Here is a 14291-nt window from a genome sequence, read left to right as displayed (position 1 = left end):
CGGCGTTGCTGGAATCCGTCAGGCACGGTTCGACTGGCTGCGTGGTGACCCCTCGCCTAGCTGCTCTGCGGTGTGGGACATACGGGCAAGCCTGGCATAGGGAATCAACGCCGGACAGGTCTCCGCGGCGATGAGCAATGTCTGAGTTGGGCGATAGATTCTTGGCGGTCCGGCGCTGTGCAGGACCTGGACTGGAGGCAGTTGATGGACCCTGTCACGTTAATAGTCGCTGCGATCGCGCTGGGCGCGTCGGACGGTGTGCGGGAGACGACCAAGACGGCGATTGCCGACGGCTACGAGGCGATCAAGCGCCGGATCTCGAACCGGTTTGGCTCAGTCAGCGCCGAGGTTGAGGCGCTCGAGCGTGAGCCCGACGAGGAACTACGCCGCCAGCTGCTTGGCAAGAAGCTGGGCCAGGCTGGCGCGGACGCCGACGGCGAACTGGTGGAGCTGTCGCGGGCGCTGCTCGCGGCCGTCGAGCAGGACGCCCCTGAGCTCCCGGCCACCATCGGCGTGAAGATCTGGCGCGCATCAGTCGGTGGGGATATCGAGGTGGTGGACGTCGCGGTCGACGGCGGGACGGGCGTCCTGGCCGAGGACGTGGCGGCTGGCGGGGACCTGCGGATCAGCGGCGTCGCGGCGCGCGCCCCCCAGGGGCCGCCCCACCCCGCACGGGCGCGGGAGCAGTAGGCGATCCGTCTGCTTCCGCGCATTCGCTCACCTCGACCCAGAAGAACGTCATCGTGGGCCGGGATAACAACACTTACTACTCTGTGGGAGCCACGGAGACCGGCAACAGCGGTGGTCGAATCCGCGCGGTGACGGCCTCGACCAAGCCCATTCCGATCGGCAAGGACCTGTGGTCGGTCACCGTGGATAACGCAAGTTCGGGGCCGATCACCGACCTAACGGTCGACGTCTACGGGGTCGACGCCAAGGGCAACCGGCTACCGGACCGTTGCCGGCCGGCCAAGGGCGAGATCTCGCTTGAGCAGATAATCAAGGAGGGGCTGACCGGGGCCTTCGGAGGAATGCTCGACGCAATCGGCGACCAGGCCCAGTCTATGTACGGCTCCGGGCTGGTAATGGGGGTGCCGTCAAACCTCGGCTCGTATGGCGGCGCGTTGGCGGGGTACGCCGGCTCGGCCCCTGGATTCTCGGCATTCATGCGGAATTTGCAGCAACAGATGGTCGAGAGCTACCCGAGCGTAATTCGGAGGGATCAATCGGCCGAGGTCGCCTACAGCGCCCCCGGGGCCGCCGAGGTCCGCGCCGACATCCAGTTCGCCGACGACATGGGCGACGTCTGGAGGCGGCGGCACGGCGAGCAGCCCGAGCCCGTGATGGAGGGCGAGTGAACGCGCCTCACGCGTCGCGGTAATGCCGTTACCGTGCCATGCGCGCCGAGCCAATTCCGCACGATCTCCCGCGTGCTGGTACCGGATCGCTGCGTCGACGCGGCTGTGGCCGGGCCGCGCCATCTGCGGCTGGTGAAAGTTGGTGGCCGAGGGGTCAGCCGAACAGCGACATTTGCTGTTCGGCGGCGGCGGCGTCGGTGCGGTCGATGTAGGTCTGTGCCCAGTCCTTGACCACGGCGACGGGTTCGTCGAGTGCGGTGGCAACTTGGTCCCAGGTGAGGTTGTCGACGTGGCGCAGGGTGTAGGCGTCGGCGTGGAGCTTGGCCAGATCGGCGGCCAGGTATCGAATGTCGACGGTCATGGCGGTGTTCCTTTCGGTGTGTCAGTTCGGGCGCAGGGTGGACAGGCGGGTGCGGTGCTCGCGTAGTGCGATGCCGTGGGCGCACATGTAGTCCCACAGTTCGGCTTCGGGGAGGTGGTCGGCGGCGTGGGTGATGCCGTCTCCGGCGGCGCGGTAGCGGCGGCGGTAGGCGTCGGCGACGACCATCGCCGCGTAGTGGCGGGCCTGGATACCGTCGGCGCCGGCGGAGGTCGCCGCGACGAGCGCACGGGTGAGGTGCTCGGCGCCGAGGGTGGCCGCACGTCCCTGGCGGCGTAGTTCGTGGGCGACGGTGGTGGCGTCGTGCGCGCGGTGGGCGCCGTCGGCGATGAGTTCGGCGATGATCGTGAACAGTGCGCCGTGGGCGGGCACGTAGAAGTCCTTAGCGCGGACCAGGCCGACGATGGCGGCGAGGTCGTCGTGGTGGGAGGGTGTCGCCCACAGCAGCGCCGAGAGGAACAGGACCTCGGCGTGGCCGGTGTCGCTGGCCCACCCGTGACCATCAGCGAGCGCCACGTCGTCGTGGGCGGCGGCGGTCACCGACGGGTCGGGTGGGGTCTCGGCGGGCATGGGTCAGATCACCTGGCGGCGTCGTTCGGTGTCGCCGCGGCAGTCGTAGTCGTAGCCGAGGAAGTGGCGGTACTCCGGGCGGGCGCGCTCGGCCAGTTCGAGAGCCTGGTCGAGCAGGTGGGGAAGCACAGCAATGTCGGCGCGGCGGGTGGACACCTCCGTGAGCGGGAGGCCGGTAAGGTCACCGTCTCTGTAGACGGCGATGACGATCGGGTGGACGGGCGTCCATCGCGGGTTGCTCGGCGCGAAGACACCGGCGCCGTTGTCGATGAGTGCCTGCCAGTCGTTGTCGATCATCACCACGGCGTCGCGCGTGCGGGTGTAGGCGAGGTGCCCGCTGCGCTGCGGGCCGAAGGTGGCGCGGGTGAACACCAACCCGGTGGTGGCCGTGATGTCGGCGAGAGCGGCGTCGAGGGTGTAGCTCATCGCAGTCGCCGTTCGGCGCGGGCCTCGAGAGCGGCGAGCATGGCGGTGTCGTCCTGGGCGGCGCGTGCGGCCTCCTCGGCGGCGCCGATCTCGCATTCCGGTGCGTGCGGATCGCTGAAGTGTTCCCCGCACCTCTGGCAGCAGTCCGAATGGATGTTGGCCATGGTGATCTGGATGACGCCGTCGTCGAAGTTGGCCACGAAGGTGAGGCCGGCGGGAACGGCGATCCTGACGACAAGGTCGCCCTCGACGTCGGCGAGCGTGGCCTGCACCTGAGGTGCGGAGGTGTCGGCGGGATCCGCTGCGGCTTGGGTTGCCCACAGTGAGGCGTTGTCGGCGGCGATCACGAGGCCACCGAAGGTCCACTGGGTGTGGTCGCTGGTGGCGCGGGTGGTGGATGGACGGCTCATCCTGGGTCTCCTTGGTCGGCGTTGCGGGGGTGGGTGTCGTCGACGGCAAGTGCGACACCCGATGGGGGGGCTTGCGGGTCAAGCGGCGGTGGCGAGCGCCTTGACTCGGTCGGGGCGGAACCCGCTCCATGACTGCTGACCGTCGTCAATCACCACGACCGGAGCCTGCTGGTAACCCAGGCTCATCACGTAGTCGCGGGCCTCGTCGTCGGCGCTGATGTCGACCACCTGATAGGTCAGGCCCTGCTTGTCCAACGCTTTGTAGGTGGCGTGGCACTGGACGCACGCGGGCTTGGTGTACACGGTGATCGTCATTTCTAAGACCTTTCTTTCGGTGGTTGTTTGCTTTCTTCTATTCTAGACCTAATGGTCTGTATATGCAAGGGCTGCAACATATTTCAGGGTCTAAGGAAATACCCCGCGACCTGCTGTTAGGGGTCCTTTGAATGCCCTCCACCTCGTCTATTCCGGGATTCTTTTTGTGCGTTCGGAAATCTCCACAGAAACGCGCACCGAATACCTTCGGAATTGCAGGGGGTTGCGTGGTTGCGCCGGTAGGCAAGAGGGCTCTGGCCCTCGTTAGATGGCTGCTGGCGGCGCCAGAGAGTGGCAGGGTCGGGTCAGCGGATGGTGGTGATCAGTGCGCTGGGTGTGGTGTGCAGGGCGCGAGCGATCCGGGTGAGGGTGACCACGGTCGGCGCGCGCTCACCGGCCTCGATGCCGCGCAGGAAGGTCCGGCTGGTGCCGACGGTGCGGGCCAGGGCTTGCTGGCTGATCTTGAGTTCGGTGCGGCGGGCGATGATCGCTGCTCCGACGGCGGTCATGACGGCGGTCTCGTCGACGCTGATGGCGGACGGGTCGCTCGACATGGATTCGGGCCTCTCGGGGGCGGTGGGTGGTTGTGTGGTGTCGAGCTTGCCAGAGCCGACCGAAGACGAGTGCGTGCCGTGCCCGGCACGCAGGCCGGGCACGGCTCGATCGGTGGTGTCGGTCATCGGCCGAGCGTTTCGGCGGCGACGTCGTAGCCGCCCCACAGCGATCGGCCTGGCACCGCCCGCCACCCGTGCGGTCCCCGTCGGGTGATCATCGGGTAGCCCTGGGGCCGTTCGGTGCCGTGTAGCTCGGTGACAGTGGTTTCCCAATTGCGGCGGGTGCGGCGCTTGGGTCCGTCGTCGTAGGGCGCCGAGGGCACGATCGGGTCGTCGCGCCATCCCGGGAAGCAGTGATCCAGGCCCAGCAACGCAGCGTCGGTGTCGTCGCCGACAACCTCCGAATGCCAGCCGCAGCCTCGGCAGAAGCTGCGCGAGACCAGATCACCCACGCACAGGCAACCGCGGTGCGAGGTCCGGTTGCATCGGAGGTCGGTTTGCAGGGTGATCGGGATGCACGTGTCGGTCGGTTCGCGGCTGCTCGCGTACTCACCGATCGCGACGTGCCAGCCGTGCGAGTCGCGCAGGCAGGCGAGATCAGGCCACGCCTTCCTCCACTGCGTCATCGCGTGCTCGTAGTCGGCAATCGTGTTGCACCGCAACGCATACAAGCGAGGGACACCGGTCGTGCGTTCAGCGTGCGCACGCTCATCGCGTGCCGCCTCGGCGAACATGTCGAGCTGCAGGCCGTGCGAGGACGGCGCGGTCGGCTTCATCGGGAGAGTGGTTGTGGTCATGACTTGACTGTACCCCATAGGGTGCATAATGTGAACCCTATAAGGTGCAGCACTCTGGTGGGTAAGACGCTCAGAACATGCACCACCACAGCAACATTCGACACAAAGGGAGCCTCGCATGTCGTGGAGCTACAGCAACATCGCCGCCAGCCCGAGCGCACGCGAGATCATCCGCGCCACCAACGTGCTCCAGAGCGGACATCCTGAGTTGGTACCCATCGAGCACGTGCACGCCATGGTCGATCTGACCTGGTCCCAGTGGGCGCTCGGTCTCGCCGAAATCCTCACCACCGGTATCGGGATCATCGTGGCCGATGACGAGAACCGCGAATGCCTGTTCCTGACCCGCACCCCGATCTACGCCGCCAACTGACGCCCCACGACGTCATCTGAGAGGACACCCCATGACGCGCCGCACATCGTCCGACCACGACGACATCGACCTGCTCGATCTGCTCGACGGCACCGCCGAGCGCATCGAGCAGCAACGTCGCCTCGAAGCCGAAATCGCGACCCTGCGCCAGCTGTGGGAGCAACGTCGCGCCGGTCGACCCGACGGCCAACCCGTACCGACCGGCGAGGACTGGTGTGGCCGCTGCGGGCAGAACACCTTCGACTACGGGCTGGTCATCAACCACGACCTGGGCTACCTCGGCTGCCCGGTCGAGGTCGACCCCACCTGGTCGACATACCAGTGCGTCGGCTTCCGAGGCGCCGTGGGCTACCCGTCAAGCACGCTCACCGTCGACGACCTCTGCGACCGCTGGGACCGCCAGTTCTTCCCCGACTGCGAATGCGGGCACCCCTGGGGAGTACACACCCACGCCGCCCACCCCACCTGGAGCTTCGCCTGCAACACCTCGTGCGGCTGCCCGATCTACCGCCAGGAGCCCTAACGGCCTACAACTCGGGTCCGTGATCCCGGGAACGTTCCACCCTCGGTGCCGACGTCCCACTGGATGTCTCGGGTACGGGTGTGCTCGGCGCCGAGCGTGGGGCGCGGGTGTCACCGAGCAGTTCTCCGATCGAGCGCGTTCTCTGCGAGGTCCACGCACCGTCGACGGGGTTCCACTGACCGTTCTCGGTCGCGTCCGTCAGGATCGGTTCGATGAGGCTGTTGGCGGCCGCGAGCGCGGCGTCGGCCTGGTGCAGGTGCGCCGGCAAGCCGCTGTGCGCGGCGCGCTCTGGGTAGTCGCGCTCCCAGGTCGGGTTGGGCAGCACCAGCGGCACCGGGATCGTCAGGTCGCGGCGCTGTTCCTGGTGGCGGATCGCAGCATGAAGCTGCTCGGCGTCGAAGTTCTGGGTGCGGGCGAGGATGACGAGGTCGACCAAATCGTGGGCGCGAGTGGAGGGGCTGTCGCCGTGGGTGCCGTGCAGCTCGTAGAGGGCGGCGACTTTGTCGGCGACTGCTTCGGCGGCGGCCTGCATCCGGATCACGGGCATGGGGTCGAGTTCGTCGAGCGCCAGCACCGGGCGCGGGCTGATCGTCTCGGGCGGTAGCAGCATCTCCCGGTGGGTGGCGATGTCGAGCGTGGCATCGGAGAAGCGTTGTCCGGCAATGTTGTAACGGATACGCCCGGCGAACAAGCCCGGGCTGCGGGTCGCGGTGATCGTGATGTCGAACTCGCCGAAGTCGCCGGGTCCGGGGTGGGCGGCCTGGCGCAGCGAGTGGTGCATGTGTTCGGCGTCGAGGCGGGTGGCCAGGTCGGCGTCGGTGGTGGGGCGGGCCTGGGTCGGCGCCCGGAATTGCAGGGCGCTGCCGCCGGTGAGGATCCACTGCTCGGCGTCGGGGGAGCGGAACAGCCGGGCCAGGAACAACTGGAGGGTCACGGTCTGAGCGAGCTCGTCGCGACTGAACCTGCTCGTCCGCGCTTGAGCGGACAGGCGGGCTTTCAGCCCGGCGCGGAACGCTTCTTCGGATGCATACGGCATCAGCCGACCAGCACCGGTTCGGCCGGCATCTGGGCCTGATCGAGCAACGAGGTGAACAGCTCGACGCCCGAAGCGTAGTTCCAGCGCGGTGCGGCCCGATCACATGCCGCGATCAGCTCGTCGGCGTCGACCAGCGATTCGGTCAGGCAGGTGTGTAGCGCGGTCCCGATGTGCCCGCCGTCGCCGTGGGTGAGCAGCAGGTCGGCCACGGTGCGTGCGGGGGTGGTCACCGGCAGTCCGTCGACGAGGTGCCAGTCGCGGCCGCGGTCACCGATCGGCCGGCGCCAGGTGCGCACCGAGGGGTCGCGGACGTTGATGCGGTGCGGGCTGCTCAGCTCGAGACCGGATGCGGTGATCGTTCCCAATCGAAGCACCTGGGCGGCGGCGGCGTGGCTCACCACGCTGTCAGGGTGGGTGCGGCGTTCGTCGATATCGGCGTCGGGGTGTAGCGCCAACCACTGTGCCGCCCAGTCACCGAGGGTCGTCCAGGCCGAGGACTCGGGGAGCTCGTAGACGCCGTGGTGGATCCGGACGATGGCCTCACGGGCAGCGAGGCGGGCCAGGACGTACGGTGCGACGCCGAGGTTGCGGGCCTGGGCGGTGGTGAACAGCCCGAACTGGCGATCCGCCAGCCCGCGGATCGCGCCCCACCGGTCAGCGTCGATCATGCAGCAATAATAGCAACGTGAGTGATCGGTGGGGCTTTCCGAGCTGTCCGAGCGCGGCCCGTTCGTGCGGGCTGGGCCGCGTGCCCCGGCACGGTGGTCACGGTGTGCCGGGGCGGTCGACGTCGTCATCCGCTGGTGGGGTGGAGAACTTCGCGTAGGCGGGTGCCGATCCACAGCGGGACGGGTGGGGTGACGGCGTTGCCGTAGCCGTCGATCTGGTCGCGGCCTTTGCCCCAGACGGTGAAGGTGCCTTTGTGGTCGCCGAAGTCGGGATCGAATCCGCAGCCGCGGCCGACCTCGTGCGGGGTCATCATGCGGAAGAAGCACTCATCGAGCGGGATGTCGGCGAGGGCGTCGCGCCAGTGAGGCAACGACCACCGAAACCACCTGCGTGGCAACACCGATGCGCGTTCATCGCGAGCGATCGCCGCAAGCATCGAGCAGTGGCGCCGAGCCTGCGGCCTCGCAGGCAGTGTCGACGCTGAACATGACGCGGCGGCCGCCCTTGTCGGGCTGGTCGAGCAAGCGATGCCCGAGCTGGCGCACACCGAGGTTGTCGAGCGGTCGTATTGCATCGACTGTTCAGCCTTCCTTGAATACATCAGTTCATGTACTGTTCGGATGTGGACATAGTGGTTGAGGCGCAGCATGACGCATTGACGAGGTTTGGACACGCACTATCCGACTCGACGCGCACGCAGGTGTTGGTGCGGTTGCGCCATGGTGGGGCCTATCCGGCAGATTTAGCTGAGGCGATGGGGGTGTCGCGGCAGACGTTGTCGAATCACCTGGCCTGCCTAAGGGGATGCGGTCTGGTGGTTGCGATACCTGAGGGCCGTCGGAGTCGGTATGAACTGGCTGACAGCCGGATTGGTCATGCGCTCGACGATCTACTCGGGCTGGTACTTGCGTTGGATGCTCCGTGCTGCTCCGAGGAGGCTTGCGATGGCGCGCATTAGTGAGGCAGCCCGTGACCTTTACCGGGCAGAGATGGCAGCGGCAGCTGTCACTGGGGTGGCCGAGCAGCGCTGGCGCCACCTTGAACGCGCGCACATCGTGTCCCAACCCGACCCGTGGTTACACACCCAGAATCACATTGCCATGTTCAGGTTCGCTGTGCGCCAGCATGATCGGCGCGAAGCACTCGGCCAGGTGGTGCGCATCATCGTCGCCGCTCCGGGGTCGTTGAGCGGACGTTACCCCGAGGGCAACACGGGACGGGTTTCCGTCGGTCTGATGCGCCCGATGCCGATTCCCGGCGATATCGCTTCTGCGTTGCGGTCGCCGTCGCCTACGCAGACACAGCAAGGCTGAGCTCGCGCTGCGCGTTGGCGGCAGTGGTACCGGGAATGGCGGCTCACCACTGAGGCTCGGGCGGCCTGCTAAAGCAGAGCTGCGAACATGATGCCTGTTCCACCGGCGGTCAATGCGTGGCATATCCACGGGGATCTGAGACGGGGGCGGCGAAGTGTCGTTACAGCGTTGGACATTGGTGGCGCTGGGGCCGCGGTGCGTGGCAGCTGAACCGACCGGGCTGCGCAGTAAATGGTGAGCGCGAGGAAACCGAGCACAAGTAGCAGCGTGACCGACCCCATCCACATGGGATTTGATGAGGCGCCGTGCATCTGCGCCATGTCGCTGAGGGCATCGGTTCCCGGCGGGCTGCCGTGGTGGGCGGGGGTAGCGGTAGCAGGAGCTGCGGAGGTGGCAGTGTGCCAGCCCATCACCGCGTACATCCAGACCATGGAGGCCATCATCACTGCGGTATAGACGTGGAGTAGGCGGTCGTCCGTCCCCCGCATCGCGAAGACGACCGCGGTCACAGTGCCGAGAGCGAAGAGCAGCTGCAGCGGTAGGAGTGGTAGCTGATTGCCTTGTGGCCACGCCATGACGATCATCGCCAGTGACATCAGGAGCATGAGGCAGTGCGTGATCGACAGTCTCAGCTCGGTGCGACGGGCGGCTAGGGTGCGGATGCTGTCGATAGCGCCCACCGCGAAAAGGGCGGTGACGATCCACCGCAGCAGTACGTCGTCGATCACCGGGTCCTCGATCCTCACGAGTTAACTACTATGCGCAGTAGTAGCATACGGTTGGTGGGTGAATCAAAGGCGTTGACGGAGGCGGTTACCCCGTCAATCGAGTCGCGACCGCAACGCGCAATTTCTCTTCGGGTGGTGGTGGCGCCGTTGCTGTTCGGTGGGCTGATGCTGTTGTTGGCGGTCTATGCCTGGGTGTCCGGCGCCGGTCGCTACGTCGAGAGTGCGGATCCATATCCTGGGGTGGGCACAGCTGTGGCCGATGTGGTGGGCAATTTTGTTGGCTTTGCATTGGCTGCGGTGGTGCTCGGGGAACTGGTCTCGGTGGTGCTCACCGCTGTACCTGACTCGCAGGGGTTTATCGACGCTGCGGTGTATCCGGTGTTTCGCCGCGTCCGTCGCGCCGCGGGGTGCTCTGTGGTTGTTGCGCTATTCATGGCTTTCACCGCGGCCGCGGACACCACTGGTGTGTCCGTGGGCGCGATGGTCTCGAGCGGCAAGGTCGGTTACGCGTTCAGTGTGAGTTTGCCGGCGCTGGCGTGGCTGGTGGTGGCGACAGCGGGTGTTGTGGTGCTGATCGGTTCGGTGTCGCTGCGGTGGTCGGCCCAGGTGGCGCTGGTGGTTCCCGCGGCGGTTTGTGTGCTCGCCCTGCCCGTGGTCGGCAATGCCGCGCAGGGACCTGACCACGATTACACGACCGGCGCGGTGATCGTCTTCGCGGTGAGCTTGGCGTTGTCGGTGGGGCTGCGGTGGGCTGACCGGTACCGGGTTCGCGGTCTGGGGTCGGCGACCATCGACGAGGCGGCCGACCGACGTGTTGGTGGCGTCGTCCTGGGCGCCGATGTGACGGCACTGGCGGGCGCGGTGGCTGTGACGCTGCTGCTGCGGACTCCCGATGTGTGGTCGTCGGCGTTCGGTCGCGCCGCGGGCCTGTTGGTGGCTGTACTGACGGTGCTGGTGATTGCCGACCTTGTGCGTTTGCGCCGGGGTGTGGTGACGCCGGTAACTGCTTCTGTCCTTGCCGCGGGGACCGCACTGGTGGCCGTGGCCTGCTGGGCGGTGATGGACACCAGGGTCGCACCCGGGTTGATTGCCCACCCATTCACGGCGTGGGATGTCTACCTGGGTTATTCCCTTCCTGGCCCGCCTGATGTCGTATCGCTGGTTTCGCTGTGGCGTGTTGATCTCGTGGTGGGTGTGGCGGCGGTGGTGGGTGCCGTGGGGTATGTCGTCGCCGCCCGGCGGGAGCGGGCAAGTGGACACCGGTGGCCGATCCGGCGAACGGTGTCGTGGGTGGTGGGGTGCGCTGTGGTGGTGGTGTCCACCAGCTCGGGGCTGAAAGCCTACGGCAACGCGCTGTTCAGTGTGCACATGGCCGAACACACGGCTTTGACCATGATCGCGCCCGTCCTGCTGGTGGGTGGTGCACCGATCACTTTGCTGTTGAGGGTGCTGCCGACGACCGGAACCACCGGTGGCGCGGCGTGCCGGCGGGCGCTGCTGATCGTGCTCAGCTCGCGGGGCCTGCAGCTGGTGCTCAATCCGGTTGCCGCGTTCGCGTTGTTCGTGGGCTCGTCGTATCTGGTGTACTTCACACCGGTGTTCGACGTCCTCGTCCGCTACCACTGGGGGCACGTCGTGATGAGCGTGGTGTTCCTGGCCACCGGCTACCTGTTTTTCTGGGTGACTGTGGGGATCGATCCTGGACCCAGGCGGTTACCATTTCTGGCGCGGCTTGGTCTGCTGTTCGCCGTGATGCCTTTTCATGCCTTCTTTGGTATCGCGGTGATGACCTCCACCACGGTGATCGGGAGTCCTTCTACAGTCAGTTGCAGCTGCCGTGGAATCCCGATCTAGCTCGCACGCAATGGGTGGGTGGTGTGGTGGCTGCGGTGATCAGTGAGATTCCGATGGTGCTGGTTTGCGTGGTGCTGTCGGCGCAGTGGGTGCGTGCCGAACGCCGACCCGATCGGTCCGAGTCCGCGGCCATTGATGCCGGCACCTCCCACACCGTCGCTGCGATGGTCTCGCAGTTGGCCCAGCCCCAGCCTCTGTCACCCTCAGCGGTCTATACGCGCGAAGTTCTGCAAACGCAGGCTGTTGGAGACGACGAAGAACGATGACAAAGCCATTGCGGCCCCGGCGATCAGAGGATTGAGCAGTCCAGCGGCAGCCAGCGGCAGCGCGGCGAGGTTGTAGCCGAACGCCCATGCCAGATTGGTGCGCATCGTGCGTCGTGTGGCCGAGGCGAGTTGCAGCGCCAGAGCGACGGCGGTGAGGTCATCGCGCACTAACACGATGTCGGCGGCGCCGATAGCAACATCGGTGCCGCGTCCGATCGCAATGCCCAGATCAGCCGAGGCGAGTGCAGGCCCGTCGTTGATGCCGTCGCCGACCATCGCCACACCGGCGCCACTACTGCGCACGTTGTCGATGATGGCCACTTTCTCGGCCGGGAGCACCCCGGCGATCACGTCGTCGATGCCGACCTGCTCCGCGGTGCGCTGCGCTGCGCCGGCGTTATCACCGGTGACCAGGAACGTGCGAATTCCCATGCGGTGCAACTCATCGACCGCCTGGCGGGCAGAGGGTTTGATGCCATCCCGAATGTCGATCAGGCCCCGGACTGCATCATCGGCTGCGACATAGACCGCGGTGCCCCAGAGCGCTCGATGTCAGCGCGCCGCGCGTCGATCACGGCGGGCACCGCGGCGCTACTGGCGATCCATGCCGGGGAACCCACCTGCACCTTCACACCGTCGATCACCCCTCGCACGCCGCTACCAACGTCGGTGACCACCTCGTCGACCGGTGCGGCAAGCGACTGCGAACCGGCCGCGGCAGCGATAGCGGTGGCGATGGGGTGGCTGGTGTGCTGCTCGAGTGTCGCCGCCCAGTCCAGGATCAGCTCGGCACTGTCGTCGTCGACGGTGTACACGCCGGTGACGTGTGGCTGCCCGTTGGTGAGGGTGCCGGTCTTGTCGAAGACCACCACATCGATCGTCCCGGACAGTTCCAACGCGGCGTGTCCTTTGAGGAAGATGCCCAGTTGAGCGCCTCGCCCGGTAGCGATCACCAACGCCATGGGCATGGCCAGGCCCAGGGCGCACGGACAGGCGATAATCAGCACGGCCACCGCGGCACTCACGGCGTGCTCCCATGACGCCCCGGTGAGCGACCAACCCACGAGAGTGGCTGCGGCTAGGGCGATGACACACGGAACGAAGATCGCGGCGATACGGTCGGCGACGCGTTGAGCGCGAGCCTTGGCTGTCTGCGCGCTGTCGACCAGCGCGATCATCTCGGCCAGGCGGGTGTCGTCACCGACTGCGGTGACTTCGACGCGTAGTCGCCCGTCGAGGCACGTCGTGCCCCCGACGGCGGTGGAGCCTTGCTCGGCTGACACCTGAACCGGCGTCGTCTCACCGGTCATGGCGCTGAGGTCCACACTGGCGGCGCCCTCGATCACCTGCCCATCTGATGGAATGGTCTCTCCCGGCAGCACGATGAGTCGTTGCCCCACTTTGAGTTCCGCGAGGGGTATGAGCATGGTCGTGTCCCCTGCGCACTCGACTCGGGCGTCGGTGGCACGCAGAGCGGCCAGCGCCGTCAGTGCTTGAACAGCTTGTGCCCGGGCACGCGCCTCGTAGTAGCGTCCTGCCAGCACGAAGACGGTGACACCGGCTGCAACTTCGAGATAGATGGAGTCGCTGGAAAAGATTGCCGACCACACCCCCTGGCCTGCGGTCGAGGTCGCTTCGGCCGAGAACATCGAGTACACCGACAGTGCGGTCGCGGCCAGCACTCCCAGCGAGACGAGGGTGTCCATCGTGGCCACGCCGGTCCGCAACGTGCGCACCGCGGTGCGGTAGAAGGGCCACGCGCAGTAGGTCACCACCGGCGCGGCAAGCGCCACCAACACTGCTTGCCAGCCGGGAAAGCGAAGGTCGGGGACGACAGCAAGCACCACGGAGAGGTTGGCCAGGGGCACGAACAGGGCTAGCGCGACGATCAGCCGGGTGAACAGTGCCTTCGCAGTCGCTGAATCTTCGTTGACGGCAGGGGCCTGCTCGGACAGTTCCGCAGCCGCATACCCTGCTGTGTGCACGGCGTCGATAGCATCGGCGACGTGTGCGTGGGTATCGAGTTCCACGGTGGCTCGCCGTGTGGCGTAGTTGACCGAGGCGCGCACGCCGTCGAGCTTGTTGAGTTTGCGTTCCACCCGAGCTGCGCACGCACCGCAGGTCATCCCGCCCACATCGAGTTGGATGCGGCGTGTTGGGTGCGTGTGGTCAACGAGGTCGGTCACGGGTGGGCGCTTTCAGTAGGCGGTGAGGGTCCGGCACCGCAAGATGCGAGGGCCCCCGTGGGGCAGTGGCAGCAGGGCTGAGGCAACCAGGCTTCGGCTACTAAGCAGGGTAGTTTGTTCTAGACTGGCAGCAAATACGAGGCGATCAGGCAGGCGACGGTGACTCAGTTGGGTTCGTTGGAACGCGCGGTGATGGATGTGCTGTGGGGCGCTTCGGCGGCGATGAGTGTGCACGACATCGTCGATGCGCTGGCCGACCGCGACTTGGCGTACACGACGGTGTTGACCGTGGTCACCAATCTGCACAAGAAGGGCTTCGCGGGTCGCGAGAAGATCAGCCGCGCCTATCGGTACTTCCCGTTGCAGTCGCGGGAGGAGGCGACGTCGCAGACACTGCGGCAGGTGCTCGATGCCAGCGGCGATTCGACGGCGGTGCTGATGCACTTCGCCCGGATGGTTACTCCCGAGGAGCGCGCGGTCCTCAGCGAGCACCTGTCCCGGACGCGGACGGATCGTCCGAGGAAGCGCTGAGAG

20 protein-coding genes and 1 pseudogene are annotated in these 14291 nt (G+C 66.7%); 8 read left to right on the top strand and 13 right to left on the bottom strand.

What is annotated here, in order from left to right:
- The first annotated feature begins 177 nt into the window (after window positions 1–177).
- Together BLU62_RS04430 and BLU62_RS04425 are read left to right on the top strand one after the other, a co-directional pair.
- Window positions 178–690, top strand: a complete 513-nt coding sequence (locus BLU62_RS04430) for a hypothetical protein (protein WP_011161159.1) — start codon at window positions 178–180, stop codon at window positions 688–690.
- A gap of 128 nt (window positions 691–818) precedes the next feature.
- Window positions 819–1358, top strand: a complete 540-nt coding sequence (locus BLU62_RS04425; protein WP_011161158.1) for a hypothetical protein — start codon at window positions 819–821, stop codon at window positions 1356–1358.
- 154 nt (window positions 1359–1512) lie between these two features.
- Here the strand turns inward: BLU62_RS04425 and BLU62_RS04420 are convergent, their stop codons facing one another.
- From BLU62_RS04420 to BLU62_RS04390, 7 genes are all read right to left on the bottom strand, one after another.
- Complete coding sequence (locus BLU62_RS04420) at window positions 1513–1719, bottom strand: hypothetical protein (protein WP_011161157.1); 207 nt, start codon at window positions 1717–1719, stop codon at window positions 1513–1515.
- Between the two features lie 21 nt (window positions 1720–1740).
- Window positions 1741–2307, bottom strand: coding sequence for a DnaB-like helicase N-terminal domain-containing protein (locus tag BLU62_RS04415; protein ID WP_011161156.1), 567 nt, complete (start codon window positions 2305–2307; stop codon window positions 1741–1743).
- Window positions 2308–2310: 3 nt separating this feature from the next.
- Window positions 2311–2733, bottom strand: a complete 423-nt coding sequence (locus tag BLU62_RS04410) for a hypothetical protein (RefSeq protein ID WP_011161155.1) — start codon at window positions 2731–2733, stop codon at window positions 2311–2313.
- Window positions 2730–3143: a hypothetical protein gene (locus tag BLU62_RS04405; protein ID WP_011161154.1), complete on the bottom strand. Its 414-nt coding sequence runs from the start codon at window positions 3141–3143 to the stop codon at window positions 2730–2732. Before BLU62_RS04405 ends, BLU62_RS04410 begins: the two co-directional genes overlap by 4 nt.
- Before the next feature lie 78 nt (window positions 3144–3221).
- Window positions 3222–3458 carry a glutaredoxin-like protein NrdH gene (gene nrdH / locus BLU62_RS04400; protein WP_011161153.1) on the bottom strand — a complete coding sequence of 79 codons (237 nt, stop codon included), beginning with the start codon at window positions 3456–3458 and terminating at the stop codon, window positions 3222–3224.
- Window positions 3459–3763: 305 nt separating this feature from the next.
- On the bottom strand, window positions 3764–4138 hold the full coding sequence (locus BLU62_RS04395) for a helix-turn-helix domain-containing protein (RefSeq protein WP_011161152.1): 375 nt from the start codon (window positions 4136–4138) through the stop codon (window positions 3764–3766).
- Window positions 4135–4809: a DUF6349 family protein gene (locus tag BLU62_RS04390; RefSeq protein ID WP_139179993.1), complete on the bottom strand. Its 675-nt coding sequence runs from the start codon at window positions 4807–4809 to the stop codon at window positions 4135–4137. The genes BLU62_RS04395 and BLU62_RS04390 overlap by 4 nt, the downstream gene beginning before the upstream one ends.
- Before the next feature lie 118 nt (window positions 4810–4927).
- Here BLU62_RS04390 and BLU62_RS04385 point away from each other — a divergent pair, with 118 nt between their 5' ends.
- Window positions 4928–5182, top strand: coding sequence for a hypothetical protein (locus BLU62_RS04385; protein ID WP_011161150.1), 255 nt, complete (start codon window positions 4928–4930; stop codon window positions 5180–5182).
- Window positions 5183–5213: 31 nt separating this feature from the next.
- Window positions 5214–5705, top strand: coding sequence for a hypothetical protein (locus tag BLU62_RS04380; protein ID WP_011161149.1), 492 nt, complete (start codon window positions 5214–5216; stop codon window positions 5703–5705).
- A gap of 4 nt (window positions 5706–5709) precedes the next feature.
- Here the strand turns inward: BLU62_RS04380 and BLU62_RS04375 are convergent, their stop codons facing one another.
- From BLU62_RS04375 to BLU62_RS04365, 3 genes are all read right to left on the bottom strand, one after another.
- Window positions 5710–6741, bottom strand: a complete 1032-nt coding sequence (locus tag BLU62_RS04375; RefSeq protein WP_011161148.1) for a nucleotidyl transferase AbiEii/AbiGii toxin family protein — start codon at window positions 6739–6741, stop codon at window positions 5710–5712.
- Complete coding sequence (locus BLU62_RS04370) at window positions 6741–7409, bottom strand: type IV toxin-antitoxin system AbiEi family antitoxin domain-containing protein (protein WP_011161147.1); 669 nt, start codon at window positions 7407–7409, stop codon at window positions 6741–6743. The genes BLU62_RS04375 and BLU62_RS04370 overlap by 1 nt, the downstream gene beginning before the upstream one ends.
- Window positions 7410–7534: 125 nt before the next feature.
- Window positions 7535–7780: a hypothetical protein gene (locus BLU62_RS04365; RefSeq protein ID WP_244278064.1), complete on the bottom strand. Its 246-nt coding sequence runs from the start codon at window positions 7778–7780 to the stop codon at window positions 7535–7537.
- Between the two features lie 237 nt (window positions 7781–8017).
- On the opposite strand from BLU62_RS04365, the gene BLU62_RS04360 reads away from it, so the two are divergent.
- Window positions 8018–8368, top strand: a complete 351-nt coding sequence (locus BLU62_RS04360) for an ArsR/SmtB family transcription factor (protein ID WP_074848367.1) — start codon at window positions 8018–8020, stop codon at window positions 8366–8368.
- A complete protein-coding gene (locus BLU62_RS04355; protein WP_074848365.1) occupies window positions 8355–8723 on the top strand; it encodes a DUF3703 domain-containing protein in 369 nt (122 codons plus the stop codon). Before BLU62_RS04360 ends, BLU62_RS04355 begins: the two co-directional genes overlap by 14 nt.
- 68 nt (window positions 8724–8791) lie before the next feature.
- On the opposite strand, the gene BLU62_RS04350 is transcribed toward BLU62_RS04355, so the two are convergent.
- Window positions 8792–9451: a DUF5134 domain-containing protein gene (locus BLU62_RS04350; RefSeq protein ID WP_139179992.1), complete on the bottom strand. Its 660-nt coding sequence runs from the start codon at window positions 9449–9451 to the stop codon at window positions 8792–8794.
- A gap of 30 nt (window positions 9452–9481) precedes the next feature.
- Between BLU62_RS04350 and BLU62_RS04345 the strand changes: the two are divergent.
- Window positions 9482–11571 (top strand): annotated as a pseudogene (locus BLU62_RS04345) (cytochrome c oxidase assembly protein).
- Here the strand turns inward: BLU62_RS04345 and BLU62_RS34495 are convergent.
- A complete protein-coding gene (locus BLU62_RS34495; protein ID WP_342028581.1) occupies window positions 11509–12045 on the bottom strand; it encodes an HAD-IC family P-type ATPase in 537 nt (178 codons plus the stop codon). The pseudogene BLU62_RS04345 and the gene BLU62_RS34495 sit on opposite strands and share 63 nt — an antisense overlap.
- Before the next feature lie 17 nt (window positions 12046–12062).
- Entirely contained in the window at window positions 12063–13697 is a 1635-nt protein-coding gene (locus tag BLU62_RS04340) for a heavy metal translocating P-type ATPase (RefSeq protein WP_342028579.1), read from the bottom strand.
- Window positions 13698–13916: 219 nt separating this feature from the next.
- On the opposite strand from BLU62_RS04340, the gene BLU62_RS04335 reads away from it, so the two are divergent.
- Window positions 13917–14288, top strand: coding sequence for a BlaI/MecI/CopY family transcriptional regulator (locus BLU62_RS04335; RefSeq protein ID WP_005199796.1), 372 nt, complete (start codon window positions 13917–13919; stop codon window positions 14286–14288).
- Window positions 14289–14291: the final 3 nt, after the last annotated feature.

The sequence above is a fragment of the Gordonia westfalica genome, assembly GCF_900105725.1.
GTDB classification, from domain to species: domain Bacteria; phylum Actinomycetota; class Actinomycetes; order Mycobacteriales; family Mycobacteriaceae; genus Gordonia; species Gordonia westfalica.
This window is presented reverse-complemented; position numbering and strand designations above follow the sequence as displayed.

Coding starts and splice junctions, on each gene's coding strand:
- BLU62_RS04385 (WP_011161150.1), top strand. CDS start 4,928: ATGTCGTGGAGCTACAGCAACATCGCCGCCAGCCCGAGCGCACGCGAG.
- BLU62_RS04355 (WP_074848365.1), top strand. CDS start 8,355: ATGGCGCGCATTAGTGAGGCAGCCCGTGACCTTTACCGGGCAGAGATG.
- BLU62_RS04415 (WP_011161156.1), bottom strand. CDS start 2,307: ATGCCCGCCGAGACCCCACCCGACCCGTCGGTGACCGCCGCCGCCCAC.
- BLU62_RS04360 (WP_074848367.1), top strand. CDS start 8,018: ATGTACTGTTCGGATGTGGACATAGTGGTTGAGGCGCAGCATGACGCA.
- BLU62_RS04390 (WP_139179993.1), bottom strand. CDS start 4,809: ATGACCACAACCACTCTCCCGATGAAGCCGACCGCGCCGTCCTCGCAC.
- BLU62_RS04395 (WP_011161152.1), bottom strand. CDS start 4,138: ATGACCGACACCACCGATCGAGCCGTGCCCGGCCTGCGTGCCGGGCAC.
- BLU62_RS04375 (WP_011161148.1), bottom strand. CDS start 6,741: ATGCCGTATGCATCCGAAGAAGCGTTCCGCGCCGGGCTGAAAGCCCGC.
- BLU62_RS04410 (WP_011161155.1), bottom strand. CDS start 2,733: ATGAGCTACACCCTCGACGCCGCTCTCGCCGACATCACGGCCACCACC.
- BLU62_RS04405 (WP_011161154.1), bottom strand. CDS start 3,143: ATGAGCCGTCCATCCACCACCCGCGCCACCAGCGACCACACCCAGTGG.
- BLU62_RS04370 (WP_011161147.1), bottom strand. CDS start 7,409: ATGATCGACGCTGACCGGTGGGGCGCGATCCGCGGGCTGGCGGATCGC.
- BLU62_RS04340 (WP_342028579.1), bottom strand. CDS start 13,697: ATGACCTGCGGTGCGTGCGCAGCTCGGGTGGAACGCAAACTCAACAAG.
- BLU62_RS04380 (WP_011161149.1), top strand. CDS start 5,214: ATGACGCGCCGCACATCGTCCGACCACGACGACATCGACCTGCTCGAT.
- nrdH (WP_011161153.1), bottom strand. CDS start 3,458: ATGACGATCACCGTGTACACCAAGCCCGCGTGCGTCCAGTGCCACGCC.
- BLU62_RS04420 (WP_011161157.1), bottom strand. CDS start 1,719: ATGACCGTCGACATTCGATACCTGGCCGCCGATCTGGCCAAGCTCCAC.